The organism is Pseudomonas sp. PH1b, assembly GCF_000633395.1.
Lineage (GTDB): Bacteria > Pseudomonadota > Gammaproteobacteria > Pseudomonadales > Pseudomonadaceae > Aquipseudomonas.
In genome coordinates this window covers 219001-245011 of record NZ_AYMU01000015.1, presented here as the reverse complement: position 1 = coordinate 245011, position 26011 = coordinate 219001, and the positions used below count along the sequence as shown (strand labels likewise).

Below are 26011 nucleotides of genomic sequence, written 5' to 3'. Positions count from 1 at the left end.
ACAGCAATGCACTCAATGTGCCAGATCAATCCATCGACACCGCCGAAGATCATAGCCGAGACTCCAGCCTGCAAGCCCCGGCCAAGGCAGCAAGTTTGCCGCCGCCCGAGGCCCGCCCTCGACTCCCTCGGCAAGTTTTTTTCTCCGGGCGGCTCAACATTCCGCCGCACCCGCCGAAGTCATCAGAGACAGAGGGAGTTTGTCCGACAATCCAATAAAGACGCCAGCAACCGGCCAAGGTTCGATCCTTGCCTGCTCGGCCTCGTTCTCAGGGACTGCAATCAGCGCCATCTTTCAAGCTGCCCATAATCCGCGAGTCGCCAGCACTTCGTGGTCATACAAAAATTAGGAGCGCGGATGAACATCAAGCAGAAACTCACCTGGGCCTTCGCCGTCATCGCCTGCCTGCCCGTGGTGCTGGTCGCCACGCTGGTGGTAATGAACCTGCGCAGCGATGCCAGGGACAGCTTCGTCGACAACAGTGGCCGGGAGATTCGCCAGGTCAGCAATGCCATGCAGATCTTCTTCGATGGCATCAGCCAGAACGTCGACTACCTGGCCTCCCAACCCCTGATCGCCAACACTGACGCCAGCCTGAAGAACTACGGCAGCGCCGATGCCGAGCAGATCCCCCAGGGCGAGATGGACAAGCAGGTATTTGCCTTGCTGGAGCGCCTGGGCACCAGCCATCCGGCCTACGCCTACGCGATCATCGGCACCCAGGCCGGCGGCTACGTGTCCTGGCCGGATGATCCCAAGCTCAACAACTACGACCCGCGCCAGCGCCCCTGGTACAAGGCGGCCATGGCCAACCCGGGCAAGTCGTTTCGTACCGCGGCCTACTATTGGGCCACCGACAACGCAACCTATGTCAGCACCGTGCGCACCGTAGCCAACAAGCTGGGCAGCCCCGGCGGCGTAGTGAGCATCGACGTGACCCTCAAGCAGCTCACCGAGATCGTCAAGCAGATCAAGCTCGGCGAATCCGGCTACCTGATGCTGATGGAGAACAACGGCACGGTGCTGGTGGACCCCAAGCAACCGGAGCACAACTTCAAGACCCTGGACAGCCTCGGCGACGGTTACGCGCAACTGGCCAAGGCCGGCAAGGGCCTGGTGAACGTGGAGATCAACGGCGAGCACTACATGGCCAACGTCTGGCCCTCGGAGCAGTTGGGCTGGACCTTCATCGGCCTGATCAAGCAGAGCGAAGTCATGGGCTCGGCCACCCAGCTGACCTGGATCATCGGCATCATTGCCGGGGTCCTGGCGCTGGTGTTCGCGGTGGTCGGGGCCAGTTTCGCCAGCCTGATCGTGCGCCCGATCCGCAGCGTCGCCAGCGGCCTGGAAGGCATCGCCCAGGGTGAAGGCGACCTGACCCGGGACCTGAATATCCGCGGCAGCGATGAAACCGCGCAACTGGCCAGCTGGTTCAACCAGTTCCTCGCGGCCATTCGCAACCTGATCCAGAACATCGGTCAGGCAGCGCAGAAGATCCTCGCCACCTCCCATTCCTCGACCCAGGTCTCCAACGACATGGCCGAGGCCGCCGGGCGCCAGCGCGAAGCCGTGGACATGGTGTCCACCGCGTTCCACGAAATGGTCGCCACCGCCAACGAGGTGGCCCGCTCCTGCAGCCAGGCCGCCGAGTCGGCCGACAGTGGCCAGCGCCAGGCCCGGGAAGGCCAGCAGCAGATCGACGACGCCGTGCACAGCGTCGACCGCCTGAGCCAGGAAATCGAACAGTCGGCGCAGTCGATGCAACAGCTGGAGCGCGACAGCAACGATATTCAGTCGATCCTCGGCACCATCCGCTCGATCGCCGAGCAGACCAACCTGCTGGCCCTCAACGCCGCCATCGAAGCGGCCCGGGCCGGCGAGCAAGGACGCGGCTTCGCCGTGGTCGCCGACGAAGTGCGGGCCCTGGCCAAGCGCACGGCCGACTCCACTGCCGAGATCGACGGTTTGCTCGGCAACCTGGCCAAGCGCACCAGTGCCGTGACGCAGCAGATGCATGCCAGCCTGGAAGTGTCCCAGCAATCGGTGAGCCGCATCGGCCTGGCACGCAACAGCTTCGGGCAGATCCGCGAATCGGTGGACGTGATCCGCGACATGAACACCCAGATCGCCACGGCTGCGGAGGAGCAGCACCAGGTGGCGGAAGACATCAATCGGCACATCAGCCAGATCCATGGCGATGCGCAACTGGTGGCGGAACTGGCCAACTCGGCGCGCCTGGACTCCCAGAGCCTGGCCGGGCTGTCCAACGAACTGGACAGCCTGGTGCGGCGCTTCAAGACCTGATGACGCTTTCGCCGGCAAGCCGGCTCCTACGGATTATCGGCATTTCTGTGTAGGAGCCGCTGGCCGGCGAATGCCTCGAACCTCAGCGCTCGATGATCGCCGTAACGCCTTGCCCGCCCGCCGCACAGATCGAGATCAGCCCGCGGCCCTGCCCCGCCACACTCAGCAGCTTCGCCAGGTTGGCAACGATGCGCCCACCGGTGGCGGCAAAGGGATGCCCCGCCGCCAGGGAGCTGCCTTTGACGTTGAGCCGGGCCCGGTCGATGCTGCCCAGGGGGGCGTCGAGGCCCAGGCGGGTCTTGCAGTATTCGGGGTCCTCCCAGGCCTTGAGGGTGCACAGCACCTGGGCTGCGAAGGCTTCGTGAATCTCGTAGTAGTCGAAGTCCTGCAGGCTCAGGCCATTGCGCGCCAGCAAGCGCGGCACTGCGTACACCGGCGCCATCAGCAGGCCTTCGGCGCCGTTGACGAAGTCCACCGCCGCGGCCTCGCCGTCACGCAGATAGGCGAGGATCGGCAACCCGCGCTCCCTGGCCCATTGCTCACTGCCCAGCAACACCAGGGAGGCGCCATCGGTCAACGGCGTCGAGTTGCCGGCGGTCAGGGTGCCGCTGCCACTGCGGTCGAAGGCCGGCTTGAGGCTGACGAGTTTTTCCAGGGTCAGGTCCGGGCGCAGGTTGTTGTCCCGGGTCAGGCCGAGGAACGGCGTGAGCAGGTCATCCTGCCAGCCCTCGGCATAGGCGGCAGCCATGTTCTGATGGCTTTGCAGGGCCAACTGATCCTGCTCGGTACGGGGGATGTTCCAGGTCTTGGCCATCTGCTCGCAGTGCTCGCCCATGGACAGGCCGGTGCGCGGTTCGCCGTTGCGCGGCAGCTCCGGCTTGAGGTGATGAGGCCGCAGTTGCAGCAGAGTCTTGAGCTTGTCGCCCGTGCTCTTGGCCCGGTTGGCCTGCAACAGGATCTTGCGCAACCCTTCATTGACACCGATCGGCGCATCCGAGGTGGTGTCCACGCCCCCGGCAATGCCGCAGTCGATCTGCCCCAGGGCGATCTTGTTGGCCACCAGCAACGCCGCCTCCAGGCCAGTGCCGCAGGCCTGCTGGATGTCGTAGGCCGGGGTGGTGGGCGACAGGCGCGAGCCCAGCACGCATTCCCGGGTCAGGTTGAAATCCCGGGAGTGCTTGAGGACTGCCCCGGCCGCCACTTCACCGATCCGCAGGCCATGCAGGTTGTAGCGCTCGATCAGGCCCTCCAGGGCGGCGGTGAGCATTGCCTGGTTACTCGCGGTGGCGTAGGGGCCATTGGAGCGGGCAAAGGGGATGCGGTTACCGCCGATGATCGCGACGCGACGCAGCTGTGTCATGGAAAGCTCCCTATTGTGTGAGTGCGACTACGGTGAGTACCTCCTCCACAAGCGTAGGAGGGATCTGGCTGATCGAACGACCCGGGGCCATTCATGGTCCACACTTTGAACCCCAGCCTTCGGAGTGCGTTCCATGTCTGACCGTTATATCGACTTCGCCAACTCGTCCATCGGCCAGCGCCTGGTCGGGGCCCTTGGCCTGCCGTCACCGGTACGCCTGGAGCGCTGGCAGGCCGGCCGCCTGCGCCCCATCGAAGGCGCCTTGCTGATCGGCGGTGGCCGTCTGGCCCAGCAGGTCAGCAGCCTGGCCCCACGGCTGACGGAGGGGATCTACAGCTATGGCATCGAACCCGCCCTGGCCACCCCCTGGATTCCCGGACATGGCCCCAAGCTCAAGGCGGTGGTGTTCGATGCCAGCGAGCTGCTGCACACCGACCAGCTCAAACAGTTGCGCGAGTTTTTCCAGCCGCTGCTGAGAAACCTCGAGCCCAGCGCGCACCTGGTGATCCTCGGGCGCGCCCCGGAAACCCAGGAGACGCCCTTTGCTGCCAGCGCGCAAAGGGCCCTGGAGGGCTTCAGTCGCTCCCTGGCCAAGGAGCTGAGAGACGGTGCCACCCTGCAACTGCTGTATGTGGGAGCCGGTGCCGAAGACCAGTTGGAAGGAGCCCTGCGGTTCTTTCTCTCCCCCAAGAGCGCCTTCATCTCCGGGCAGGTGATCCGCCTGCAGCCGTGCACCGCGCAGGTCCGGGACTGGAGCCGCCCACTGGCCGGACGCAAGGCCCTGGTCACCGGCGCCGCGCGGGGCATCGGCGCGGCCATCGCCGAGACCCTGGCCCGGGACGGCGCCCAGGTGCTGCTGCTCGATGTGCCCCCGGCCCAAGCCGACCTCGAGGCCCTCGCCGCCCGTCTCGGCGGGCGTGCAATCAGCCTGGACATCTGCGCCGAAGACGCCCCCAGCCAATTGATCGAACAACTGCCTGAGGGCATCGACATCCTGGTGCACAACGCCGGTATCACCCGGGACAAGACCCTGGCCAACATGACCCCGGAATTCTGGGACGCCGTGCTGGCGGTGAATCTCCATGCGCCCCAGGTGCTGACCCAGGCCCTGCTGGACAGCGGCCGCCTGCATGAGCACGGGCGGGTGATTCTGCTGGCCTCCATCAGCGGCATCGCCGGCAACCGCGGACAGACCAACTACGCTGCGAGCAAGGCCGGCTTGATCGGCCTGGCCCAGGCCTGGGCACCGCAGCTGCAGGACCGGGACATCAGCATCAACGCCGTGGCACCGGGGTTCATCGAGACCCAGATGACCGCCAAAGTGCCCTTCGCCCTGCGCGAAGCCGGGCGTCGCATGAGCTCCCTGGGCCAGGGCGGCTTGCCCCAGGATGTCGCCGAGGCCGTGGCCTGGCTTGCCCAGCCGGGCAGCGGCGCGGTCAGCGGACAAGCCCTGCGGGTTTGCGGCCAGAGCGTCCTGGGAGCCTGAACATGACAAACCACTGGCACGAACTGAATATTCCTTCGCCCCTGCCCCCGCTGTATCTCAAGGCAGCCATGCGCCGGCGGATCAACGGCACGCAGTTGCCCGACCAGGGCCTGCGCTGCTGGATCAGCCTGGACCCCAGGCAACTGCTGGCTTACCGCAAGGTCTGTGGTTTCACCGACGACGGCTTGCTGCCCGCCACCTACCCCCACGTGCTGGCCTTCCCCTTGCAGATGCAACTGCTGACTGCCCGGGACTTTCCCTTTCCGCTATTGGGGCTGATTCACCTGGCCAACCGGATTCGGGTGATGCGGCCCATGGGCAATGTCAGCAGTGTGCGGGTCGGCGTCCATGTGGAAAATCTGCAACCTCACGCCAAAGGCGCGGTGTTCGACCTGGTGACAACCGTGGACGACCTGCTGGGTCCGCTATGGGAGGCGCAAAGCCGGATGCTCTGTCGTGGCGTCCAGCTGCCAGGAGAGCCTGCGCAGCCGCCCTCGTTCTCGACCGCAGGGCTTGATGACCTGAGCCACTGGCGGGCCGAAAGCGATATTGGCCGGCGCTACGCCAAGGTCTCCGGCGACTACAACCCGATCCACCTGAGCGCCTGGAGTGCTCGACTGTTCGGCTTTCCCCAGGCCATCGCCCACGGCCTGTGGAACAAGGCACGCACCCTGGCAGCGCTGAGCGAACACCTGCCGGCAGCGAACCTGGACATCCGCGTGCAGTTCATCAAGCCGGTGCTGTTGCCAGGCGAGGTACGCTTGCAAGCCAGCGCGGCCGGCTCAAGCGGTGCACTGCGACTGATGGGCAACGGCGACCTGCAGCACATGCAGGGTGGTTGGCAGCCAATCGCCTGACAGGCCCCTCAGCCCCTGCGGATCAAGACCACACCCGCGACGATCAGCAGCAATCCGGCAATCTTGCCGAGGCTGACCGGCGCCTCGCGAAACCCTACCCAGCCGAAGTGATCCAGGGCCAGGGCCATACCCAGTTGGCCAGCCAGCACCAGTGCCATGAACAGCAAGGCACCGATCCTGGGGCCGGCAAAAGCGGCGGTGGTGATAAAGAACACCCCTAGCAGACCGCCGCACCAATGCCACCAGGTCAGCTCCTTGAGGGCGCTCAGTGTCGGCATTTCGCGCTGCAGCAACACCAGCACCAGCAACGCTACGGTGCCAACCAAGAAGGAAATCAACGCAGCGGCCAGCACACTGCCAACCTGCTTGGCCAACTGGCCATTGATCCCGGCTTGCAGGGCCAGGAAGGCGCCGGCAAAAAATGGCAGGCACAACAGCCACCAGACAGGGCTCGGCATCATGAACTCCAAGGAAACTTCGGTCGTGCAGTATAGATCAGGACATGTTCGGGAAGTCTTTCAACAAAACTAGTCGACGGGTAGAAAGTTATAACCGGCCGTTAACGCCAGGAGCAAAGCCCATCAATTGTATATATACAACTTTAGTTGGCCAGGCCTGCATCAGGCCCAACAAAAACAATCAACATATTGATTTAAAAAGCATCTCTTAAAACAAAAGCCATCAACCAATACTTTATTACTAGCTACTTGTAGGGCAATAACCCCCCCAAGAATAAGTCATTAATACCAAGCTCATAATTGTTCAAACTCTTTCCCGAGCCTTTTATGTAGACAACGGACGAAGGCATCTCCAGCACAAGAACTGGGGGGCTATCGAAACAACGAACGTTGTAACAGGTGCAAGGAATATCTCTCATGAAAACTCAATTCGGATGGAAAGCATGTACAGCACTGGCCCTGATCCTGACCCTCAGCCTGGCAGGCTGCAGTGGCGGTGGCGGCGGCCATAAGAGCAGTTCCAGCAGCTCGTCCCCTGCCAGCGCGGGAGGAGGAACTGATGGTGGAACCGGCGGCGGCACTGATGGTGGTACTGGCGGTACGGGTGGTGGCACTGGTGGCACTGGAGGCGGCACTGGCGGTACAGGTGGTGGTACGGGCGGGACCGGTGGCGGCACGGGTGGCACTGGAGGTGGGACCGGTGGCGGCACTGGAGGTACTGGCGGTGGTACCACCGGCACAACCTTGACCACCAGCACTCTGGTATCCGACCTGGGCACCACCGTCAGCGGCGTGGGTACAGGCGTTAGCAACCTGGGCAACTCCCTGTCGACTGTTCCAGTGGTCGGCGGTGTCGTGCAAAGCGCCGTCAACACCACCGGCAACGTAGTGGACACCGTGGGCGATGGCTTGACCGACGGCCTCGGCAAGCTGGGCACCGATCCCAAGGCCCTGAGCAAGACCACCGCCACCGTTGGCAATGTGGTCAGCGACGTGGGCACCGGAGTCACTGATCTAAGTGGCAAGCTGGCTACCGCTACCCAGAGCGTTCCAGTGGTCGGCGGCGTAGTCACCAAGGTCGCACCGGTACTCGGCGGCGTCGGCGCTCGGGTGACCATGCTCGGCAATACCCTGAGCACCGTCACCAGCAGCGGCCCCCTGGGCACCCTGACCGATGGCGTAGGCGACCAGGTACTGGTGCCGGTGGTGAGCCTGGCGGAAGGCTTGACCGGCAATGTCGGCAGCGCTACTGGTCTGGGCACTCCGGTCAAAGGCTTGCTCAATGGCGTGGCCGGGGCCGTGGACAGCACCGGCGATAAAATCAGTGGCACCGGCAACGGCAACCCTGTGACCAACCTGCTGGGCAATGCCCTAAGCAATGGCAGCACCGCAGTGGGCGCCGCAGGCGGCTATGTGAGCGCCGGAAGTGGCAGCGGCACAGGCAGCGGTGGCACCGGCGGTATCGGTGGTATCGGCGGCAACAACGGCCTGCTGGAAACCGTCGGCGGTGCCGTGGCCAACCTGAGCAACGGCCTCAACGCCGGCAACACCAACGGTACCGTCAGTGCCGGCGGCGTCACCGGCAGTGCCGCGGGCGGTCTGATTGCCTCGGTAGGCGGAGCCCTCGGCGGCAGCGGCACCCCGAACCTGGTGGTTTCCGCCCCCCTGGCCAGCGTTGGCGTCAGCCTGGGTTCGGCGCTCAATCCAGTGACCAGCTCGGTCACCGGTCTGACCCAGCAAGTGGGAGCAGCCACAGGTCTTGGCGCACCGGTCAGCGGCCTGCTGGGCCAGGTCGGCGGCGCCGTCAGCAACGTCGGCAGCAATGTTGCCGGCAGCACCGGCACCAATCAGGTAGGCACTGCCCTGGGTAGCACCCTGGGCGCAGTGGGCGGCACCGTGGCCTCGGTCGGCGGCCTGGTCAACGGCGGCACAGCCCCTAGCGGCGGCTTGCTCGGTGGCCTGGGTGTGGGTGTCGGCGCCAGCGCCGGTGCCAGCGGCAGCGCATCCGCCGGAGCCAGCGGCGGCCTGGGTGGAGTGCTGGGTGGCTTGACCGGCGCCCTGGGCGGCAGCAAAAAATAATTTGCACCTGGCCGATTCGACGGCCTCACCTACAGCGCCTACGCTTGGTTGAGGGCGAGAGATTCAAGTGAGTCTCTCGCCTTTTTGTTTATCCAGAGCATGACATCCCGGTGTCAGATCCGGGCCCAGCCCCCGAGCGACACTTGGCATGAGGATGTTTAGCACCGCCGCAGATTGACCATGGAGTGTCCTATGCGCACGTTGGCCGGCTTGTTGTTACTTGGATGCTGCACTTCCGCTTTTGCCGACTCTCTTCCCCGCTTCCTCAACAGCAACGACAGTATCAACAACCTGCCGATACCGAACCTTCCGGTAGACGCCTACCGCCCGGCAACTCCGCAACTGCAACTGCCCGACCAGCCCGGGCCCGCCCAGGGACAGCAGCCGCTGATGATGGGTACCAAGGTCACGGTGCGCCAGGTACAGATCGAAGGCGGCACCCTCTACCCCCTGGAAGAACTGGCAGCGATCTACCAGCCCCTGATCGGGCATGAGACCAGCTTCGGCCAACTGATCGAAGCCACTCGCAGCATCACTCGCCGCTACCAGAACGACGGCTACCTGCTCTCCTATGCCTTCATGCCGCAGCAGAATCTAGACCAGGGCACCCTGCGCGTGGTGCTGGTGGAAGGCTACATCCGTGACTACCAACTGCAGGGCGACATCGGTCCGGTATCCGCCTACCTGGACAAGCTGGTAAGCAAGCTCAAGGCCGAGCGACCGCTGACGCGCAAGACCTTCGAACGCTACACAACCCTGATGAGCCGGGTTCCCGGAGTGACCCTGCAGGCCGTGGTTCCCCCGCCCGGAACCACCGACGGCGCAACCCGCCTGGTGGCCGTGGCCAGCCGCAAGTCCATCGCCACCACCCTCAACAGCACCGACGACAACCGCAATGGGCTGCAGGCCCTGGTGGGCATCACCAGCAACTCGCAAACCGCCTGGGGCGAGCAGCTCAGCCTCAGCGGCCTGTTCCCCCCTGGCAAGGACAAGGAACACTACTACCGCCTCGACTACAGCCAGTTGCTGGGTTCGGAAGGGACCCAGTTGACCCTCAGTGGCGCGCGCTACCGCAGCGACCCTCACAGCAACCTGCAACTGGACAACGGCCTCGAACTGGAACCCCATCGCGAGAACGACCGCGCCTCCATCGGAGTCAGCCACCCCTTCATTGCCTCACCCACTGAAATGCTCACCGTCGGCACACGTCTGTATGCGGTAAATGACAAGACCCGCTACAAGCTCACCAGCGCCCCGCTGACCCTGGAAGAAAAAACCGATATCCGCGCTTTGGCGCTGGAGAGTGACTGGAGCAAATCAGACCCCCGCCAGTTGCGGATCCTCAGTGCCGGTCTGTACCGGGGCCTGGACAGCATGGGCGCCAAGACCAACAACGCGTTGTACGACCTGGACTTCTTCCGCCTGCGTCTGGCCGGGGTGCAAAGCAACCGTTTCTTCGACAACTGGCAAGGGGTACTGTCCGGCGCCCTGTACTGGAGCCAGGACAACCTGCCCGACAGTGAACGCGCGAGTTTCGGCGGCCAGAACTTCGCCCGCGGCTATCCCGATGACCAGGCTACCGGCGACAAGGGCTGGGGCGTGGCCTATGAAGTGAACTACAGCTTCAACCGTGAAGGCCCCTGGGTGCGGGTGCTGCAACCCTACGTGGTGTTCGACCGCTCCAAGACCTGGTTCAACCAGCTACCGGTCAAGGGCAGCAGCCTGTCCTCCGCGGCCTTCGGTTTGCGCTTCGGCGACGCCAAGCACTACAACATCGCCCTGGAAGCAGCCAAGGCCATGTCCGACGAAGCCCTGGACACCTACAACCGCCGGCCGCGCTACACCCTGAGCTTCAGCTACCAACTCTGAGCGACAGCCCATGCATGAGGCCTGCTGTCGAGTGGGTCTCATGCACGGCCAGCCACAGGCTCGGCGTCAGGCTCAACCCACAGGAGCCAAAACCGGGCCACGGCTGAGCCGAAAGCAGAGGAACCTACTGAGGAGGGGCGATCCAAGCCTTGAGCGGAGCTGGAACTCAGGGGCCAACCACATGCAGGCGAGGCTCGGGAAACAGGTTGTTGAGAGTTTCCAGCAGGCGCACGTGATAGATCGGTTTGCGGAACAGGTCCAGCACCTGCAGGCGCAACAGGTCACTGACGTCGTCCATGTCGGCATGTCCCGACATGACGATCACCGGCAGGTGCTGGCGTGAAGTGTGTTCGCGCAGGCGCTTGATCAGCGACAGGCCGCTTTCCTCCGGCATGCGCAGGTCAGTGATGACCAGCGCAATGTCAGGGTGGCGAGTGAGATGCTCCAGTGCCAGCTTCACCGAGGTCGCGGTGAAGCAGCAAAAACCCTCACCTTCCAGCAACTCGGCAAGTTCCATCAGCGCGTCCTCTTCGTCATCCACAAGAAGAAGTTGCTGGCGTGGGGTGGGGGGCGTGTTCATTAACGTTACCTTGAGCGGACTGTCCGGCGGTCGGTACTGCAAGAGCAACCAAGAACCTCAAGGTGTAGGTCGCGTAACCGCAGTACCTCCCAGGGCCGTGAGGATGTTGTTGAAGACCGCCAGGACTCTATCGCCCAACGGGGTCACGAATACCACCACGACCACGGCCACCATCGCGACCACGATCGCGTACTCAATCGCCGAGGCGCCTTCAGTCCCGGACAGGAACAATCGAGCACGCAGCAACAGGTATTCAATCAGCATGATGCACCTCCGTCATGAATCGCAGCACTAGGCAACCATGCCTTGCCTAGCGTACTCACGGTGTTGGACGGGTGACGGCGGTCCCTCCCAAGGCGACCAGCACGTTGTTGAAGATGGCCAGTACCCGAGCACCCAGCGGAGTCACGAACGCCACCACGACCACGGCCACCATGGCGACCACGATTGCGTATTCGATGGCTGAAGCGCCTTCGGTACGGTCAAAAAACAGGCGCGCCCTGAGATACAGATATTGAAGGATCATCCTAGCTCTCCTTAGCGCCAGACGGCGCCGATAAAACCGCACCGGCATGAATTTCCCCGGTGCCATCTGAGCATTGTCAACAAAGGACGGGCCAGCAACTGTAAGAACGAATTAATCATTAAGTATTAATTGGAAGGTTAACGCCAAAAATCCACCCGCTATGACATCACCTCTACTTTCGATAGCTATTTTTTGGCCAGTTAATGGCATTTCGTCCTAGCTCTACTACCTTCACATAGCGAAATAGTTGCATGTTCATAGCTGCCTGATTGCGAAATCGACTCATTTGGAAGCACGGGCGTTGGTGGTGCAGCAGGAAAGGGAGAGCCTTCATGAACAGTCGCGTCACCATGGGTCTGGCCGGGCTTCTGCTGGTGGGTGCGGTGTTTTTCGGCTACTGGGGCCTGGTACTCAGCCGCCAGCCTGCACCGACACCAGCGCCCCAACCGGCGCCCCCCAGCGTCATCGAACAAACCACTGCCAGTGCCGAAGACCAGACCCGCCAACCGGTGGTGGTCCTGGTGCGCGATGTGCCGCCTTTTGTCCCCCTGAGCGCCACCGATCTGGCGCTGGAAAAACTGCGCACCGCCCCTGCCGGCAGCCTTACCGCCATCAGCCAGGCCGTGGGTCGCACGCCCTGGCGGCAATTGAATGCCGGGACCTGGCTCAACGAACAGAGCTTCGACAGCGGCGGCGCCCTGGCGCGAATGATCCACGGTGATGAGCGAGCCATGGCGGTTGCGGTCGATGAAGTGATAGGCGCAGCCGGCCAACTGAGCCCGGGTGATTATGTCGACGTGCTGCTGTTCCTGCGCCAGGACACCAGCAACCCGCAGCAGTCGGCACAGATCGCGGTGCCGGCCATGCGCGTCTTGGCCGTGGGCGAGCAATTGGGGCTGACCAATGACGGACAGCCCGCCTCCCCCACCCTGAGCAGCGACGAGAAGCTCAAGCAGGACCAGCGCCGGATGGCGGCCCGGACGGTAGTCCTGGCGGTTCCCGAAGCCCTCCTGAGCCGGTTGATGCTGGCCACCCAGGTCGGTGTCCTGCGCCTGGCAGTACGCAGCAGCGAGGAGCAGCGCCTGGCTCACTACTGGGCCGGCACCCCGGACGCCGGTGAACACCTCGATGCAGCCAACAGCAACCTGTTCCAGTTCACTCAACTGGCCCTCGGCAGCGCTCCCCGCAGTCCGGTCGCCCACGGTGGCGCCCCCCGATCGGCGGTGGAGGTGATCCGTGGCAACCAGGTCACTCAACAAACTCCCTGATTGAGCAAGGATGCACTACATGCGCAGTCGTTCCATGCCGTTGTTCACCGCTCTGCTGACCCTGGGCCTGGGTCAATTGTTCTGGAATCAGGCCCTGGCCGCACCGGCGGGCTGCTCGAACCTTGCCCCCCTGCCAGCGGTACTGGAGGTTGGCGAAGGCTTGCAACAGGAACTGCAATCCCCGGTGGCCATTACCCGCCTGGCCATTGGTGATCCGAAGATCGCCGACGTGCATGCCAATGGCAACCATGCCTTTCTCCTCACCGGCATGGCCCCTGGCGCCACCAGCCTGATGGTCTGGACTCCCTGCTCCGGCACTCCACGCCAGAGCATGGTGTTCGTCCAGGGCCGGGCCACTGCCGACATGGCCACCACCGGCCTGCCCATGACGGACGACCCGCTCCTCCCCAGCCAGGTACAGACCGACATTCGCTTCGTCGAGGTGAGCCGCACCAAACTCAAGGAGGCCAGCGTCTCGATCTTCGGTCATGGCAACAACTTCCTGTTCGGTGCACCCGGTACCGCCCCGACCACCAGCGGCTCTTCCGGTAACGTCACTCCGACCTTCGGCGGCCGGCGCAACAGCATTCCCCTGGACAATGGCACCTTCAACATCGGCTTCGGCAATGGCCGGGTGCTGACACTGATCAATGCCCTGGAAGGCAGCGGCTTCGCCTACACCCTGGCCCGCCCGTCCCTGGTGGCCCTCAGTGGCCAGAGCGCAAGCTTCCTCGCCGGTGGTGAAATCCCGATCCCGGTGCCCAGTACCGGCAGCAACAGCGTGACCATCGAATACAAGGAGTTCGGCATTCGCCTGACCTTGACCCCGACCATCGTCGACCGTGGCCGCATATCCCTGAAAGTCGCCCCCGAGGTCAGCGAGCTGGACTACAGCAACACCGTGAACATTGCCGGGACCCAAGTCCCGGCCCTGACCATTCGCCGCACCGATACCAGCATTTCCCTGGCCGACGGCGAAAGCTTCGTCATCAGTGGCTTGATCAGCACCCGCAACAGCTCCCAGGTGAACAAGTTTCCAGGGTTGGGGGACATTCCGGTCATCGGTGCCTTCTTCCGCGACACCTCGATCAATCGCGAGGAACGGGAGTTGCTGATGATCGTCACCCCCCACCTGGTCCAGCCCCTGGCCGCCGACGCCAAGCTGCCCGCCCTGCCCGGCGAACGCCTGCGCAGCTACGACCCGAACTTCTATCGCATGTTCTTCCTCGAGAACGGCAACTTCGACAAGCGCAGTGGGCTGTCGCAATGAGCCAGAGCCTGAGCCAGACATTCCTCGCCATCACCCGCAACAGCACCGATCTCGAGTGGCTGCAAGGGGCCCTGGCGCCCCTGGGCCAGGTCGTGGGGACCGCTGGCAGCCTGGACGAACTGCTGGCACTGGTGGACGTGACCTTCGCCAACCTGGTGTTCGTCGGCCTCGATCGCGAACACGTGGTGGCCCAGGCAGCACTGATCGAGGGCGCCCTGGAAGCCAAGCCGATGCTGGCGATCGTCGCCCTGGGCGATGGCATGGACAACCAACTGGTGCTCAACGCCATGCGTGCTGGCGCTCGAGACTTCGTGGCCTACGGTTCACGCTCCAGCGAGGTTGCCGGCCTGGTCAGGCGCCTGAGCAAACGCCTGCCGGCGGTCACGCCCAGTACCCAGCTGGGGGGGCTGACCGTGCTCTACGGCACCCAGAGCGACGGCGACGGCGCATTACTGGCCGGGCACCTGGCGCTGGTGGTGCAAAAAAGCGGCCAGCAAACCCTGCTGCTGGACCTCGGCCTGCCCCGGGGCGACAGCCTGGCCCTGATGGGACTGGAAAGCTCGTTCCACTTTGGCGATGCCCTCAGGCATCTGCGGCGCCTGGACGCGACCCTGATCGACAGCGCCTTCACCAGTACCGACTCGGGTTTGCGGATCCTCGCCTACGCCAGTCACGACGAGCCCCTGGAACACACCAGTGCGGCAGAGCTGTACATGTTGCTCAGCGCCTTGCGCCAGCACTTCCAGCACATCGTGGTGAACCTTGCCGGGCAACCGGACAGCGAAGCCCTGCGCACCTTCGTCAGCCATTGCGACAAGTTGCTCTGGCGCACCGACCAGAGCGTGCTCGACTGCCGACGCAACCTGACGGTGCTCAACCACTGGCGGGAAAAAGGCATGAAGCTCGAACATGCCCGCCTGCTGGTGGACCGTTACCTGCGCGCAGTCGCGCCGGACTCCGAAACCCTGGGCAAGACCTTCGCCCTGGAAGTGATCGCGGTACTGGCCTACAGCCCGGAAGTCCGCCTGAACGCCAAGAACCAGGGCGTCAGCCTGTTTGAACTGGCCCCCCGCGAGGCCCTGACCCAAAGCCTGAAAACCCTGGGTGAGCGACTGGCCAAGCGCTCCGAAGGCCTGCCCCAGCCCAAGGCCGGCTGGCTCAATCGGATCATGGGGGGCAAATGAGCGGCGAAAAACTCTTTGGCGCCACCACTCGCGCGGCCCCGGGCAACAGTGACCACGAAGGCCTGAAACTGGTGTTGCACCGCTACATCATCGATGCCATCGAAGAGTCGGGGAAAAACCTGCTGGAAAGCTCCCGGCAGAACCTCTCGCAGTTCGTCATCGACAAGGTGGCGGAATACATCGCGCGCATGCACCTGGCCATTTCCCGCTACGAGATGGAGCGCCTGGCGGAAGAAATCGTCGATGAACTGACCGGCTTCGGCCCTCTGGAAGTGCTGCTGCGTGACCCGGCGGTGACCGAGATCCTGGTCAATGGCCCGCACCGGGTGTTCGTCGAGCGCGAGGGCGTGCTGCACCAGAGTGACTTGCGCTTCATCGACGCCCACCATGTGGAGCGGGTGATGCAGCGAATTCTCGCGCCCCTGGGCCGCCGCCTCGACGAGTCCTCGCCAATGGTCGACGCCCGCCTGCCGGACGGCAGCCGGGTCAATGCAATCATCCCGCCGATCGCCCTGGACGGTCCCTGCCTGTCAATTCGTAAATTCCGCAAGGACATGCTCAACAGCAGCGACCTGATCGCCATGCAAACCATTGACCAGGCGATCTTCGAGTTCATCCAGGAGGCCGTGGGCAAGCGCTGCAACATCCTCATCAGTGGCGGTACCGGTACCGGCAAGACCACCTTGCTGAACATTCTCAGCCAGCTGATCAACCCCTACGAGCGCCTGGTCACCATCGAAGACGTGGCCGAGTTGCAGCTGGGGCACCCCCACGTGGTACGCCTGGAGACCCGCCCGCCGAATGCCGAGGGCCATGGCGAGGTCAAGGCCAGCGACCTGATCCGCAACGCCCTGCGGATGCGTCCCGACCGGATCATCCTCGGCGAGATTCGCGGCGTGGAAGTGCTCGACGTCCTGACCGCGATGAACACCGGCCACGACGGTTCCATGAGCACGGTGCACGCCAACAACGCCCAGGACGCCCTGCTGCGCCTGGAAACCCTGGTGGGCCTGACCGGACGCCAGGTGGCCGAGCGCACCCTGCGCCAGATGATCTGTGCGGCGCTGGACGTGGTGATCCAGTTGACCCGCCTGCCCGACGGCCGGCGCTGTGTCAGCGAGGTCGTGGAAGTAGTGGGCATTCGCGAAGACATCTATGTCACCAATACGCTGTTCCGCCTGGACCGACGCAGCGGCTTCGGCTTCCAGCGCGAGGCGCTGAATCCGGCCGGTGACAAACTGCGGCGCGAGAGCGGGCTGGGCGTCAATTGAAACGACGAGGTGGCCCATGATCGGCCTGCTGCTTACCTTGATCTGCCTGCTCCTGCTGGGGCTTTCCGGATGGCTGTTCTATCACGGGGTGCGCAAGACCGAGCGTGAGCGGGTTCTCAATCGGCTGGCCGAAGGGCAACCCGACCTCAAGGTGCAACGCAGCTCCTGGAGCGGCCTGGAGCGAGCCTTTGCCCGTGCCGGCCTGGGCCAGCCCAATGAACGCCTGGGCCTGTGGCTGGCAGTCTGGGTGACGCTGGCGCTGCTGGGCTACCTGATGGCGGATTGGCTCGGCCTGCTGGGCGGTCTCCTCGGTCCGCCCTTGCTCCTGCGGCTGTGCATCGCCTGGCTGTACCAGCGCCGGCTCAAGCGCATGATCGAGCAGTTGCCCGCCTTGCTCGACCACAGCGTGCGCAGCCTGAAGTCCGGCCGCACCCTGGCCGATGCGGTACTCGGCGCCATCGAGGCCAGCAACGATCCACTGAAGCAGGCCATGGGCCGGGTCCAGCGCAACGTGCAACTGGGGGTCAACCTGCCGGAGGCGGTCAGTGATTTTGCCGAGTTCTACGAGCAGGACGAACTGCGCATGTTCGCACTCGGCTTGAAGGTCAATCACCGCTATGGCGGCAATGCCAGCGAGTTGCTGGAAAACCTGATCAAACTGATCCGCGAACGTGAGCAAGGGGCCCGGCAATTGAGTGCGATGACCGGGGAGACCCGCATGACGGCCTGGGTCCTGGGGCTGCTGCCGCTGATTCTAGTGAGCTATTTCATGGCCACCAATCCGGGCTACATGCTCGGCATGTGGCACGACTCCGCCGGACAGAAAATGCTGATCACTGCCGTGTGCCTGCAGATCTTCGGCTGCCTCGCCCTTTGGCGCATGTTGAGGAGTATCTGAGATGCTTCTGCTGGCCGCTGCGCTGCTGTTTCTCGCCGCCTTGCTCCTGCTGGGCAACGGCTTGCTTGAGCAACGCCGGCGCGAACGCCAGGTTGCCCAGCGACTGCAAGGCAACATGACCCGCGACAACCGCCTGGGCAGCTGGTTGCGCCTGCTGGGCGACAGCCGTTTCGGCCAGCGCGCCGTGAGCATGGACAGCGAAACCCAGACCTTGCTCAACCGCCTCGGCTGGCGCCGCGCCAGCCAGCGCTCACTGTTTGCCGCCAGCCAGATCGCCACCCCGGTGCTGCTGGCATGCCTGGTGTTTTTCATCCAGGAGGTGGCGTTTCCCCAAGCCAGCAAATGGCTGATGCCGATGCTCGCCCTGGGGGCTGGCTACTTGCTGCCCAAGCGGATGCTGGCCTACGCCGCCCAACGCCGGCAGAAACACATCGCCGTGGAGATCTCCACCTTCATCCCCCTGCTGCGCATCCTGTTCGAATCAGGCATGGCCGTGGAACAGGCCTTGCGCGTGCTGGGCAACGAGGCTCAGAAGCTGCTGCCGGAATTGACCCACGAGCTGCGCCTGATCCTGGCGCGAGTCGACTCGGGCCTGGAGCTGGGCCAAGAGATCAACAAGACCGCGACCTTGCTGGCGGTGGACGAATTCACCGACACCTGCGTGATCCTCCAGCAACTGATCCTGCAGGGTGGCGGTGCGATGAAGTCGCTGCAGGCGCTCAAGCAATTGCTCGATGACCGGCGCCTGACACGCCTGCAGGAATACATCTCGAAAATGTCGGCCAAAATGTCGGTGGTGATGATGCTGTTTCTCTTCCCCGCCCTGTTGATCGTGCTGGCCGGGCCGGGTTTCACCGCCATTGCCCGGGCCTTTGCTTCCTAGAGGGAATTTGATGAAAGCCATGATTGTCGCTGCAAGCCTGCTGCTGCTCGGCGGATGCGCCAGCAACGGCCAGCCACCATGGGCGGCCCTGACCAACTCCAGCAGTTGCGCCAAACTCAGCTCCGAGCAGGAACTGGCAGTCAGCCTTGCCGATGAAATGGCCAACGACGGCAAGCTGCACGCCAGCCTGGCCAACCTGCAGAGCCTGCCGGACAACCTGGCGCAAGTCCGGGTTCGCAAGGCCCGGGTCTACCGGCTGCTGGGACGCAGCGAGGCCGAACCGCTGTACCGCAGCCTGCTGGGCTCGTGCCTGGCAGCCGAAGGCGAGCACGGCCTGGGTCAGCTGGCAGCAGCCCGGGGCGATAACGGCCAGGCCCAGGCTCACTTGCAACGGGCGGCGCGCCTGGCTCCGACCAACGAGAAAATCCGCAATGATCTGGGTGTGGTCTACCTCAACCAGTTGCGGATCGAAGAGGCCCGCTTCGAGTTCCTCACCGCCATCGAGCTCAAGCAGTCCGAGCCGCTGGCGGCGATCAATATGGTGACCCTGCTGCTCTATCAGGACGACTGGAAGCAGGCGGCGCAAGTGGTCAGCCAGGCCAGCTTGAGCCCGCAGCAGTTCGCCCAGGCCCAGGCCCGTGCCGAACAGCTCAAGACCCCGTCGAAGACCACCGGCCCCGTGACCCAGGTGGCTACAGGAACCACCACCCTGCAGCCTGATGCCGCACCAGCCAAGGAGCGCTGAAGATGAAACTGCCCATGCTCTGCTGCACTGCCCTGCTGACACTGCCGCTGGTCGCGCAGGCCATCGATGCCGGGCCGTCCTCTCCCCAGCAGCAGGAAACCGAAGGCTGGCTGCTGTTGCAGAACCGCAACCTGGCAGCCTCGCCGCAACCACAGACGGCGACCCCCACCGAACGCGAGCTGGCGTTGCAACGCTGGCTGAAGAAATACAAGTACGAGATTCCGGATCTCTACGACCCGGACGCGGGCGGCAAGGTGGAAAGCAAATAGTCGCAAGCTACAGCTGGCGGTGAACCCGGCACCGCCAGTGCTTCGCAGTCAGTGTGCCGTCACCCGCTGGCGCAACCCCGAATTGCTCGGAGACAGCGCCAGGGCCAGCTGGGTGCGATTGTGCATGTGGGTCAGCCGCAGCACCTGGGAAACATAGAGTTTGACGGTGTTTTCGGTAATCCCCAGCTCACAGGCGATCTGGTAGTTGGTCTGGCCCTTGCCCACCAGGCGCGCGACATCCAGTTGCCGTGGCGAAAGCTGATTGAAGATCGTCGGGATTTCGATGCTGTCGGCATCGCCGCCGCCCTCGCCCCGGGGTTCTTCGTTGCGGCTGGAGGCTGGTGCACCCCGGACCTTGTCCAGGTCCTGATACAGATCGTCGATGGATTCCGAGAGAAACTGCAGCTTCTGGTTCAGGTGCCCCAGGTGCAGGTTTTTCTGCCGTTCCTGCAAGGCGACTTCCTGACGCTGCAAGCCTTCCAGGAGTTCGTCCAGATCGATGGGCTTCTGATAGTAATCGGCGATCCCGGCACGCAGGGCCTTGATCACATCCTGCTTGTCGGATTGGCCGGTCAACATGATGGCCTCGAACACCCGCTGCTTGCCGGCAATGCGCTGCAGCTCCTGCACCAGTTGGATACCGTCCAGGCCTGGCATGTGCAGGTCGCAGAGCACCAGGGAGATTTCCGGATCCTTGTTGAAGCACTCCACGGCCTCGCGGCTGGACTGGCAAGGAACACAACGGTAACCACTGTTTTCAAGAAACTCGCAAAGTTCTTCGACAATCAGTGGCTGATCATCGACCACGAGCACTTTCATCTGTGAGGTGAGCTTGTTCACGTGCTACTCCGTGCGGGCCCATCGATGACGGGCCACTCCTGTGCTGCGACGCATGATCCGGGCAGCTACAACTTAAAACCTAGACCTACTTTCCGACTATGTACATCGCATTAATCAGCCCGGCGACTAGTGGATCACGCTCACAGTTAAGACCATTCCGAGCAGGACAAAAGGGGCAAAGGGGTATTTTTTTGACAAGTGCTTTGCCGGCTCCCCGGTCGAGGGCTCAAGCCCTTGTTTTGGCTGTAGGTCGAGCCTGGCAGCGATCAGCAGCCACAGCAGGCTGCACAGCCCGGCCCCGATAAACGCGCCCAGCAGATGCTGGGTATCGGTGGCCAGCCCCAGGGCCGCCATCAGCTTCACATCCCCCGCGCCCATTCTTCCCGTGGCATACCCGGGCAAGGTGAACAGCAAGGCCAGCAGCAGGGCCCAGCCACCTTGCGCGGCACTGCTCCCGAGCCAGGTAGTGCCGGTCCATGACAGGTAGAGAGTGGCCAGCAGCGCAGCGCCCAGGGTCAAAGCGTTGGCGATATGCCGCTGACGCAGATCCTGCAGCGCGCAGATTGCCAACCAGATCCACAAAACCAATAAATGCATCGGCCGAAACGGTCCCTTTTTCCGGAAAGATCCTATGCTTAATGAACATAGTGGTTGTCAGGGTAGACGCACTGATGAAACCGGGCCTCCCTAGAAAGCAGAAAGGCGCTGCAGCGATCGAGTTTGCTGCTGTGTTCGTGATTTTTTTCGCGGTGTTCTATGGCCTGGTCAGCTACAGCGTGCCGCTGCTGATGATGCAGTCCTTCCATCAAGCCACCGCCGAGGCAATCCGCCGTGCGGTGATGGTCGATCCCAACAGCGCCAACTATGCCACCACGGTGCAGAACCTCGCCAACAGCGTGATACAGACCCAGACCCAGTGGATTCCAGCGGCCTTCAACTTTGCCGCCACCGACTACAGCGCGGTGTACAGCGCCGGTGTGCTGACGGTCTCGGTGAACTATCCCACCAGCAAGCTGAACCAGGTGCTGCCGCTGCTGGTGTTGCCGGTTATCGGCACCGTGCCCAACCTGCCCAGCAACCTTTCCGTCACTTCGAGTCTGCAGTTTTGACCTCTGGCGACAAGCTCTTCGGTCGCCTCCTGGGCCGCCAGCCAGCGGTCGCTGACGAACCCCAGGCAACCGCCGCGCCCCAGGCCATCGGTCTGTTGCTGGTACTGGATCAACAGGGTCGGATCCTGACCACCAGCGGGCCCTTGCGCCATGCCCTGGCCCAGCTCCCGCCGAGTGCCGAACCAGCCCATCTGCGGGACTATGTGGTGCCCGGCAGCACCCAGGCGCTCGAAGGCCGCCCCGCCGACTGGAGCGGGCAAGTCCTGGACCTCGATTTTCGCGGGCTCGGGGTGAAGACCCTGCACCTGCGCGGCTGGGTCCAGCGTCAGGCCCAGGAATGGCATCTGCAGCTCCTGGATATCGGCGACCTGATCCTGCAACGCGAACAGGCCTTCAGTCGCGAACAGTGCCAGGCCTTTGCCGCGCAGATCAGCGAACAGATCCGCCTGTGCGGCCTGCCGCGCCTGAAGGAGGTGCTGCACGAGCAACTGCTCGACCTGGCTCGCTTCTGGCACATCCCCTGCGTCGGCCTGGCACTGCTGGATGAGCAAGAGCAAAGCTGGCTGATCCACAGTTGCTGCAACGCCCACGACGCACCACAGCTGTGGCAGGACGGCCAGGCCCTGGGCATCGGCCTCGACAGCCTGAGCGGCAACATGCCCCTGCGCCTGAATCAGGTTCCCGGCTTGAATGAACACCCGCGCCTGCAGGCCATCTTCGCTCACCGCGAAGGGTTCCTGGTGCCTTACCGGGATGATCACGGCGTCGCCGCCTGGCTCCTGTGCGGTGGCTACAGCAGCCAACAGCACGCGCCCAACCTGCTGGACCGCGACTGGCTGATGCTCACCGCAGCCCTCGCCGGGCCGCTGCTCAGTCGCCTGCGCGAACACCGCCATCACCTGCACCTTGAACGCCTGGAAGCCTTGCAAGGCCTGTTGGGGGCCGGGTGGTGGGAGCTGTGCCCAGGCACCGCCGAGATCCTCCTGGCCAGCCAACTGGCGGCATCCCTGCAGGTACCCGAGGGCAATACCCGACTGAGCGTCCAGGCGTGGCTGGAGCTGATTCATCCCGTCGATCGGGCCGAGCTCGGCAGCCGCCTGCAGGAGTTGAAGCAAGGCAAGCCCCTGCTGCTCTGCGTGCGCCTGCACAGCCCCGAGCCGACATTCCCAGCACGCTGGTATCGCCTGCAGGGCCAGGCCCTGGGGCGGGGAGAAAACCAGCGCCTGGTGGGCTTCATGCTCGATATCAGCGACATCAAGAACCAGCAGCAACAAGCGGCCGCGGCCCACGCCCGCCTGGACAACCTGATCGCCAGTTCGCCGGCAGTGATCTATGTCCAGCGTTACCTCGAAGGTGCATTGCAACCGAGTTTCTTCAGCGCCAGCCTGCAGCCTCTGCTGGGCTGGACCCTGGAAGACTGCGCGGAGGACCGGCTAGTGGACTGGCTGCACCCCGAGGACCGCGACCTGTACTTCCAGCGCTGCCGCCAGTTGCTGCGCGCAGGCCATGTCCACAGCCGCTATCGCCTGCGAGATCGCCAGGGCAACTACCACTGGGTCCTGGACGAAGCCAGGCTGCTGCGTGACGACCTCGGCCTGCCGGTCGAGGCGGTCGGCCTGTGGCTGGATGTCACCGAAGCCACCTTGGCCACCGAGCAGGTGCGCCAGAGCGAGGAGCGCTATCGGATCCTGGTGGAGGATTCACCAGCGATGATCTGCCGCTACCGCCCGGACTTGACCCTGACCTTCGGCAACCGGCCATTGGCCGCCTACCTGGAGTGCGCCGCTGCCGATCTGCCAGGAAGCAATCTCGGACAGTGGCTGTCCGCCGAGCAGCGCGAAGGCTTCGCGCGCCGGATCAATCTGCTGAGCCCGGAGTTTCCGGTCAGCACCGCAGAAATCAACCTGCAACTGCCCGGGCGGGAACATGCCTGGTGGGTCTGGTCGGACCGTGGAGTGTTCGATGATCGGGGCCAACTCCTTGAGATCCAGGCGGTGGGGCGCGACAACACCGAGGTACGGCGCTCCCAGCAACAGCTCACGCAAAGCGCGAAAATGGCCACCCTCGGGGAAATGGCCACCGGGCTGGCCCATGAAATCAACCAGCCCCTGAACGTGATGCGCATGGCCATCGTCAATGTGCTCAAGCGTGTGAACAGTGGCGATATCCAGGTCGACTACCTCACCGAAAAGCTTCACCGCATCGACGCCCAGGTCCAGAGGGCTGCCCGAGTGGTGGACCACATGCGGGTGTTTGGCCGACGCTCGGAGGTGGAGCAACAGCCGTTCGATCCGGCCCAGGCCATCGAGGGCACGCTCTCGCTGCTGGCCGAAGGCATGCGTGGCAAAGGCCTGGACCTGCGCATCAGCGAGCTGGGTTTCGATGTCCGGGTGCTGGGGTTTGTCGACCAGCTGGAACAAGTGCTGATCAACCTGCTGGTCAATGCCCGGGACGCACTGTTGGGCCAGCGGGAAAAACAGCCCGACTTCAAACCCTGGATTTCCGTGCATGGGCAACGTGACGAACAGTGGCTGCGGCTGTGGGTCGAGGACAACGCCGGCGGCATCGACCCGCGGCTGCTGGAGCGGATCTTCGAGCCGTTCTTCACCACCAAGCCAGTAGGGGTCGGCACCGGACTGGGGCTGTCGGTGAGCTATGGCATCGTCGAGAACATGGGCGGGCGCCTGAGCGTCAGCAACGGCCAGGAAGGCGCGCGCTTCTGCATCGAATTGCCGATCGCCCCGCCGGATCAGATCACCAGGTAGGCCTTGCCGGTCTGCCCGCAGGTCAGGTTGGCGCCTACTTCGACATCCATCAGGTTGATTCCCAGTCCCGACAGCAAGTTGTTCAACAATGGATCAAGCACTGGGCTCAAGAGCCCGGTGATGACCGGCGTCAGCAAGTTGCTGACGCCACTGATGGCCGAGGCCAGGCCCGTGACGATGGCCCCCAGGGGGTTGTTGTTGACGGGTTTGTAGACAATCAGATTGATGCCCGAGAGGGTACTCGCCAGGCTGGAAATGATATTGGTGGTCGGCGCCGCCGTCTGGTAGCTCGGGGTCTGGTTGACGTTGGGGGGCACCGGGAAAGGCGAAGCCGTACTGGAGAACACCAGGTCCTGGGTGTTCTGCGCCACGCTGGTGTTGACCATCACCGCGATTCCCCCTCCCGCGTAGTGCACCACCGGATCGCAGCGGCCCGGCAGGATCAGGAACTGGTAACAGGTACGGACTCCCAGATCCACCAGGGGCAGCGGGGTCACCGTGGGCTCGGCGGATGAGGAGAACGCGTTGGTCGGGTCGATCTGGCCGACTTTCAGGTCGGCGATGGAGGTAATGGTGTGGGCGGTCAGGCTCTTGGTCCCGCTGTTGTTCACCGGGCAACTGTAGTCGGTGACATAGGCGATTGCCCCTCCTGCATCCAGGCTCAGGTCGATCTCCGAAGAAGGCGCAAGTGCCGGGTACAGTTGCTCACACCCGGCGCCCAACAGGCACAGCGTCGAACTCAGGGTCGCCACCAGGTTCAGGCTCAGCAGGCTGTTCAACAACGGCGTCAGCGGCGCCACCAGATTGCTCACCGCCGTGCTCAGCCCCGAGACCCCGGACAGCACCGGCAGGTTGATCCGCACCAGGGTTCGCACTTGTGCAGTACGCACATAAATGCGATTGGCCCCAGTGGGGTTGGCCTTGGCCAGGGCAGGGTTGCCGATGGCCGACAACTGCGGCGGCTCGATGACCTTGGTCTGCACCGTGATATTGGCCAGCCCCAGCACGTTGATCGGCAAGGTCGCCGCCACCGCGCTGTTGCTGTTGGACAACTGCACCACCGCCTGCAGCAACTGGAACAGTTGCACGCTGGCGTCCAGGGCCGTGCTCGGCAAGCCCGTCTGCAGTTGCAGGATGTCCCCCAGTTTCAGCGGAGCGGCATTGATCGCCGCGATTTGCAGATTGCCCAGGGCGGTCAGCACATCGGCGGTGGCACCATTGGCCTGGACCACGGTGATCGCGGCCTGGATCAGTTGCGTCACGCTGGTGGTGGTGTTGAGCAACTGGGTGTAGTTGCCCGCCGCCACGCCCAGGTTGATCGCCAGTTGATTGAGGTAGCTCAGCAGGTTGATGTTGGTGTTGAGCAAACCATTCCACCCCACCGCACTCAGGCTGAGGCTGCCCCCGAGCATTCCTCCCACCAGCGGGTTGAGAATGCTCGACTGCGCGGTGCTGACCGTGGCCAGGGTGCTGCGAATGCTCAGTTGCGCCACAGTCGGGGTCGGTGCCGCCGCGACAGCCGTGGCACTGAGCTGGGTGGTGAGGTTGATCGGCCCAGGAGAAAACAGCGCGGCAACTCCCGAGGCGACGCTGATGGGCACGGTGTTGCTGGCAACCACCCGCACGGCTACAGACTGCGTGGCATTGGCGTTGAAGGTGCGCAGGCCGTTGGCCCCGGTGGTGAGGGAACCGCAGGTGGTGGTGAGGGTACTGCCGGTGGCCACGACAAAACCGTTGCGGGTCGCGCTCTGCCCGGCATAGGCGGCGGCGCTCAGGCCGGCCTGGCAATTGCCACCGCGGCTGACCGCCTCCAGGGCTGCGTTATCCGCAACCCGTTGCAACCTGCGCTGCTCCAGGTAGAGCCGGCCGCTGTCCACCACCAGAAGCATGAGCAACAGCGCCAGGGCAAAGGTCACCGCCGCCATCAGGCCAATGGCGCCGCGCTGGTGGGCGGGGCCGGAAAACCGCTTCAGGGGAGACATCGAGGCAC

General features: G+C 63.8%; 24 protein-coding genes and 1 pseudogene. 17 read left to right on the top strand and 8 right to left on the bottom strand.

Annotation, left to right across the window (positions count from 1 at the left end):
• Positions 1 to 357 precede the first annotated feature (357 nt).
• Together U873_RS37685 and U873_RS37680 are read left to right on the top strand one after the other, a co-directional pair.
• Positions 358 to 1446 (top strand): annotated as a pseudogene (locus tag U873_RS37685) (cache domain-containing protein); the annotation flags it as partial.
• Between the two features lie 90 nt (positions 1447 to 1536).
• Positions 1537 to 2304 carry a methyl-accepting chemotaxis protein gene (locus U873_RS37680; RefSeq protein ID WP_371261346.1) on the top strand — a complete coding sequence of 256 codons (768 nt, stop codon included), beginning with the start codon at positions 1537 to 1539 and terminating at the stop codon, positions 2302 to 2304.
• Positions 2305 to 2386: 82 nt separating this feature from the next.
• Here U873_RS37680 and U873_RS0123655 read toward each other — a convergent pair whose 3' ends face one another.
• Positions 2387 to 3664, bottom strand: a complete 1278-nt coding sequence (locus U873_RS0123655; protein ID WP_025130600.1) for an acetyl-CoA C-acetyltransferase — start codon at positions 3662 to 3664, stop codon at positions 2387 to 2389.
• A gap of 133 nt (positions 3665 to 3797) precedes the next feature.
• Here U873_RS0123655 and U873_RS0123650 point away from each other — a divergent pair, with 133 nt between their 5' ends.
• Together U873_RS0123650 and U873_RS0123645 are read left to right on the top strand one after the other, a co-directional pair.
• Positions 3798 to 5150, top strand: a complete 1353-nt coding sequence (locus U873_RS0123650) for a 3-oxoacyl-ACP reductase (RefSeq protein ID WP_025130599.1) — start codon at positions 3798 to 3800, stop codon at positions 5148 to 5150.
• 2 nt (positions 5151 to 5152) lie between these two features.
• Positions 5153 to 6007 (top strand): MaoC family dehydratase, encoded by an 855-nt coding sequence (locus U873_RS0123645; protein WP_025130598.1) that lies wholly within the window; start codon positions 5153 to 5155, stop codon positions 6005 to 6007.
• Between the two features lie 8 nt (positions 6008 to 6015).
• Here U873_RS0123645 and U873_RS0123640 read toward each other — a convergent pair whose 3' ends face one another.
• A complete protein-coding gene (locus U873_RS0123640) occupies positions 6016 to 6465 on the bottom strand; it encodes a DMT family transporter (RefSeq protein ID WP_025130597.1) in 450 nt (149 codons plus the stop codon).
• Positions 6466 to 7024: 559 nt separating this feature from the next.
• Between U873_RS0123640 and U873_RS37280 the strand changes: the two genes are divergently transcribed.
• The 3 genes from U873_RS37280 to U873_RS0123630 all read left to right on the top strand — a co-directional run bounded on the left by U873_RS37280 (position 7025) and on the right by U873_RS0123630 (position 10413).
• The gene (locus U873_RS37280) at positions 7025 to 7213 is read left to right on the top strand and encodes a hypothetical protein (RefSeq protein WP_256244806.1); all 189 of its coding nucleotides are present in this window, start codon (positions 7025 to 7027) and stop codon (positions 7211 to 7213) included.
• A complete protein-coding gene (locus U873_RS0123635) occupies positions 7210 to 8544 on the top strand; it encodes a collagen-like triple helix repeat-containing protein (RefSeq protein WP_256244804.1) in 1335 nt (444 codons plus the stop codon). Before U873_RS37280 ends, U873_RS0123635 begins: the two co-directional genes overlap by 4 nt.
• Before the next feature lie 192 nt (positions 8545 to 8736).
• A complete protein-coding gene (locus tag U873_RS0123630) occupies positions 8737 to 10413 on the top strand; it encodes a ShlB/FhaC/HecB family hemolysin secretion/activation protein (protein ID WP_025130595.1) in 1677 nt (558 codons plus the stop codon).
• Positions 10414 to 10579: 166 nt separating this feature from the next.
• Here the strand turns inward: U873_RS0123630 and U873_RS0123625 are convergent, their stop codons facing one another.
• From U873_RS0123625 to U873_RS0123615, 3 genes are read right to left on the bottom strand one after another with little or no spacing between them, the layout of a single operon-like run.
• A complete protein-coding gene (locus U873_RS0123625; RefSeq protein ID WP_025130594.1) occupies positions 10580 to 10993 on the bottom strand; it encodes a response regulator in 414 nt (137 codons plus the stop codon).
• A 57-nt stretch (positions 10994 to 11050) separates the two neighbouring features.
• Complete coding sequence (locus U873_RS0123620) at positions 11051 to 11257, bottom strand: Flp family type IVb pilin (RefSeq protein ID WP_025130593.1); 207 nt, start codon at positions 11255 to 11257, stop codon at positions 11051 to 11053.
• Positions 11258 to 11312: 55 nt separating this feature from the next.
• Complete coding sequence (locus U873_RS0123615) at positions 11313 to 11519, bottom strand: Flp family type IVb pilin (RefSeq protein WP_025130592.1); 207 nt, start codon at positions 11517 to 11519, stop codon at positions 11313 to 11315.
• A gap of 332 nt (positions 11520 to 11851) precedes the next feature.
• Here U873_RS0123615 and cpaB point away from each other — a divergent pair, with 332 nt between their 5' ends.
• From cpaB to U873_RS0123575, 8 genes are read left to right on the top strand one after another with little or no spacing between them, the layout of a single operon-like run.
• Positions 11852 to 12787, top strand: coding sequence for a Flp pilus assembly protein CpaB (gene cpaB, locus U873_RS0123610; RefSeq protein WP_025130591.1), 936 nt, complete (start codon positions 11852 to 11854; stop codon positions 12785 to 12787).
• Between the two features lie 19 nt (positions 12788 to 12806).
• Positions 12807 to 14057 (top strand): type II and III secretion system protein family protein, encoded by a 1251-nt coding sequence (locus tag U873_RS0123605; protein WP_025130590.1) that lies wholly within the window; start codon positions 12807 to 12809, stop codon positions 14055 to 14057.
• Positions 14054 to 15241, top strand: a complete 1188-nt coding sequence (locus tag U873_RS0123600) for a pilus assembly protein (protein WP_025130589.1) — start codon at positions 14054 to 14056, stop codon at positions 15239 to 15241. Before U873_RS0123605 ends, U873_RS0123600 begins: the two co-directional genes overlap by 4 nt.
• Positions 15238 to 16512 (top strand): CpaF family protein, encoded by a 1275-nt coding sequence (locus U873_RS0123595; RefSeq protein ID WP_025130588.1) that lies wholly within the window; start codon positions 15238 to 15240, stop codon positions 16510 to 16512. The genes U873_RS0123600 and U873_RS0123595 overlap by 4 nt, the downstream gene beginning before the upstream one ends.
• Before the next feature lie 16 nt (positions 16513 to 16528).
• A complete protein-coding gene (locus U873_RS0123590) occupies positions 16529 to 17410 on the top strand; it encodes a type II secretion system F family protein (protein ID WP_025130587.1) in 882 nt (293 codons plus the stop codon).
• Position 17411: 1 nt separating this feature from the next.
• Complete coding sequence (locus U873_RS0123585) at positions 17412 to 18293, top strand: type II secretion system F family protein (RefSeq protein WP_025130586.1); 882 nt, start codon at positions 17412 to 17414, stop codon at positions 18291 to 18293.
• Positions 18294 to 18303: 10 nt separating this feature from the next.
• Positions 18304 to 19038: a tetratricopeptide repeat protein gene (locus tag U873_RS0123580; protein ID WP_025130585.1), complete on the top strand. Its 735-nt coding sequence runs from the start codon at positions 18304 to 18306 to the stop codon at positions 19036 to 19038.
• A gap of 2 nt (positions 19039 to 19040) precedes the next feature.
• Positions 19041 to 19307 carry a DUF3613 domain-containing protein gene (locus tag U873_RS0123575; RefSeq protein ID WP_025130584.1) on the top strand — a complete coding sequence of 89 codons (267 nt, stop codon included), beginning with the start codon at positions 19041 to 19043 and terminating at the stop codon, positions 19305 to 19307.
• A gap of 48 nt (positions 19308 to 19355) precedes the next feature.
• Here U873_RS0123575 and U873_RS0123570 read toward each other — a convergent pair whose 3' ends face one another.
• Both U873_RS0123570 and U873_RS0123565 read right to left on the bottom strand, forming a co-directional pair.
• Positions 19356 to 20147: a response regulator transcription factor gene (locus tag U873_RS0123570; RefSeq protein ID WP_025130583.1), complete on the bottom strand. Its 792-nt coding sequence runs from the start codon at positions 20145 to 20147 to the stop codon at positions 19356 to 19358.
• A gap of 126 nt (positions 20148 to 20273) precedes the next feature.
• Positions 20274 to 20744, bottom strand: coding sequence for a prepilin peptidase (locus tag U873_RS0123565; RefSeq protein ID WP_025130582.1), 471 nt, complete (start codon positions 20742 to 20744; stop codon positions 20274 to 20276).
• A gap of 74 nt (positions 20745 to 20818) precedes the next feature.
• Between U873_RS0123565 and U873_RS0123560 the strand changes: the two genes are divergently transcribed.
• Both U873_RS0123560 and U873_RS0123555 read left to right on the top strand, forming a co-directional pair.
• Positions 20819 to 21256, top strand: coding sequence for a TadE/TadG family type IV pilus assembly protein (locus U873_RS0123560; protein WP_025130581.1), 438 nt, complete (start codon positions 20819 to 20821; stop codon positions 21254 to 21256).
• Positions 21253 to 24021 carry a PAS domain-containing sensor histidine kinase gene (locus U873_RS0123555; protein WP_025130580.1) on the top strand — a complete coding sequence of 923 codons (2769 nt, stop codon included), beginning with the start codon at positions 21253 to 21255 and terminating at the stop codon, positions 24019 to 24021. Before U873_RS0123560 ends, U873_RS0123555 begins: the two co-directional genes overlap by 4 nt.
• Here the strand turns inward: U873_RS0123555 and U873_RS0123550 are convergent.
• Complete coding sequence (locus U873_RS0123550; RefSeq protein WP_025130579.1) at positions 24006 to 26003, bottom strand: pilus assembly protein TadG-related protein; 1998 nt, start codon at positions 26001 to 26003, stop codon at positions 24006 to 24008. The genes U873_RS0123555 and U873_RS0123550 overlap by 16 nt on opposite strands.
• Between the last annotated feature and the right edge of the window lie 8 nt (positions 26004 to 26011).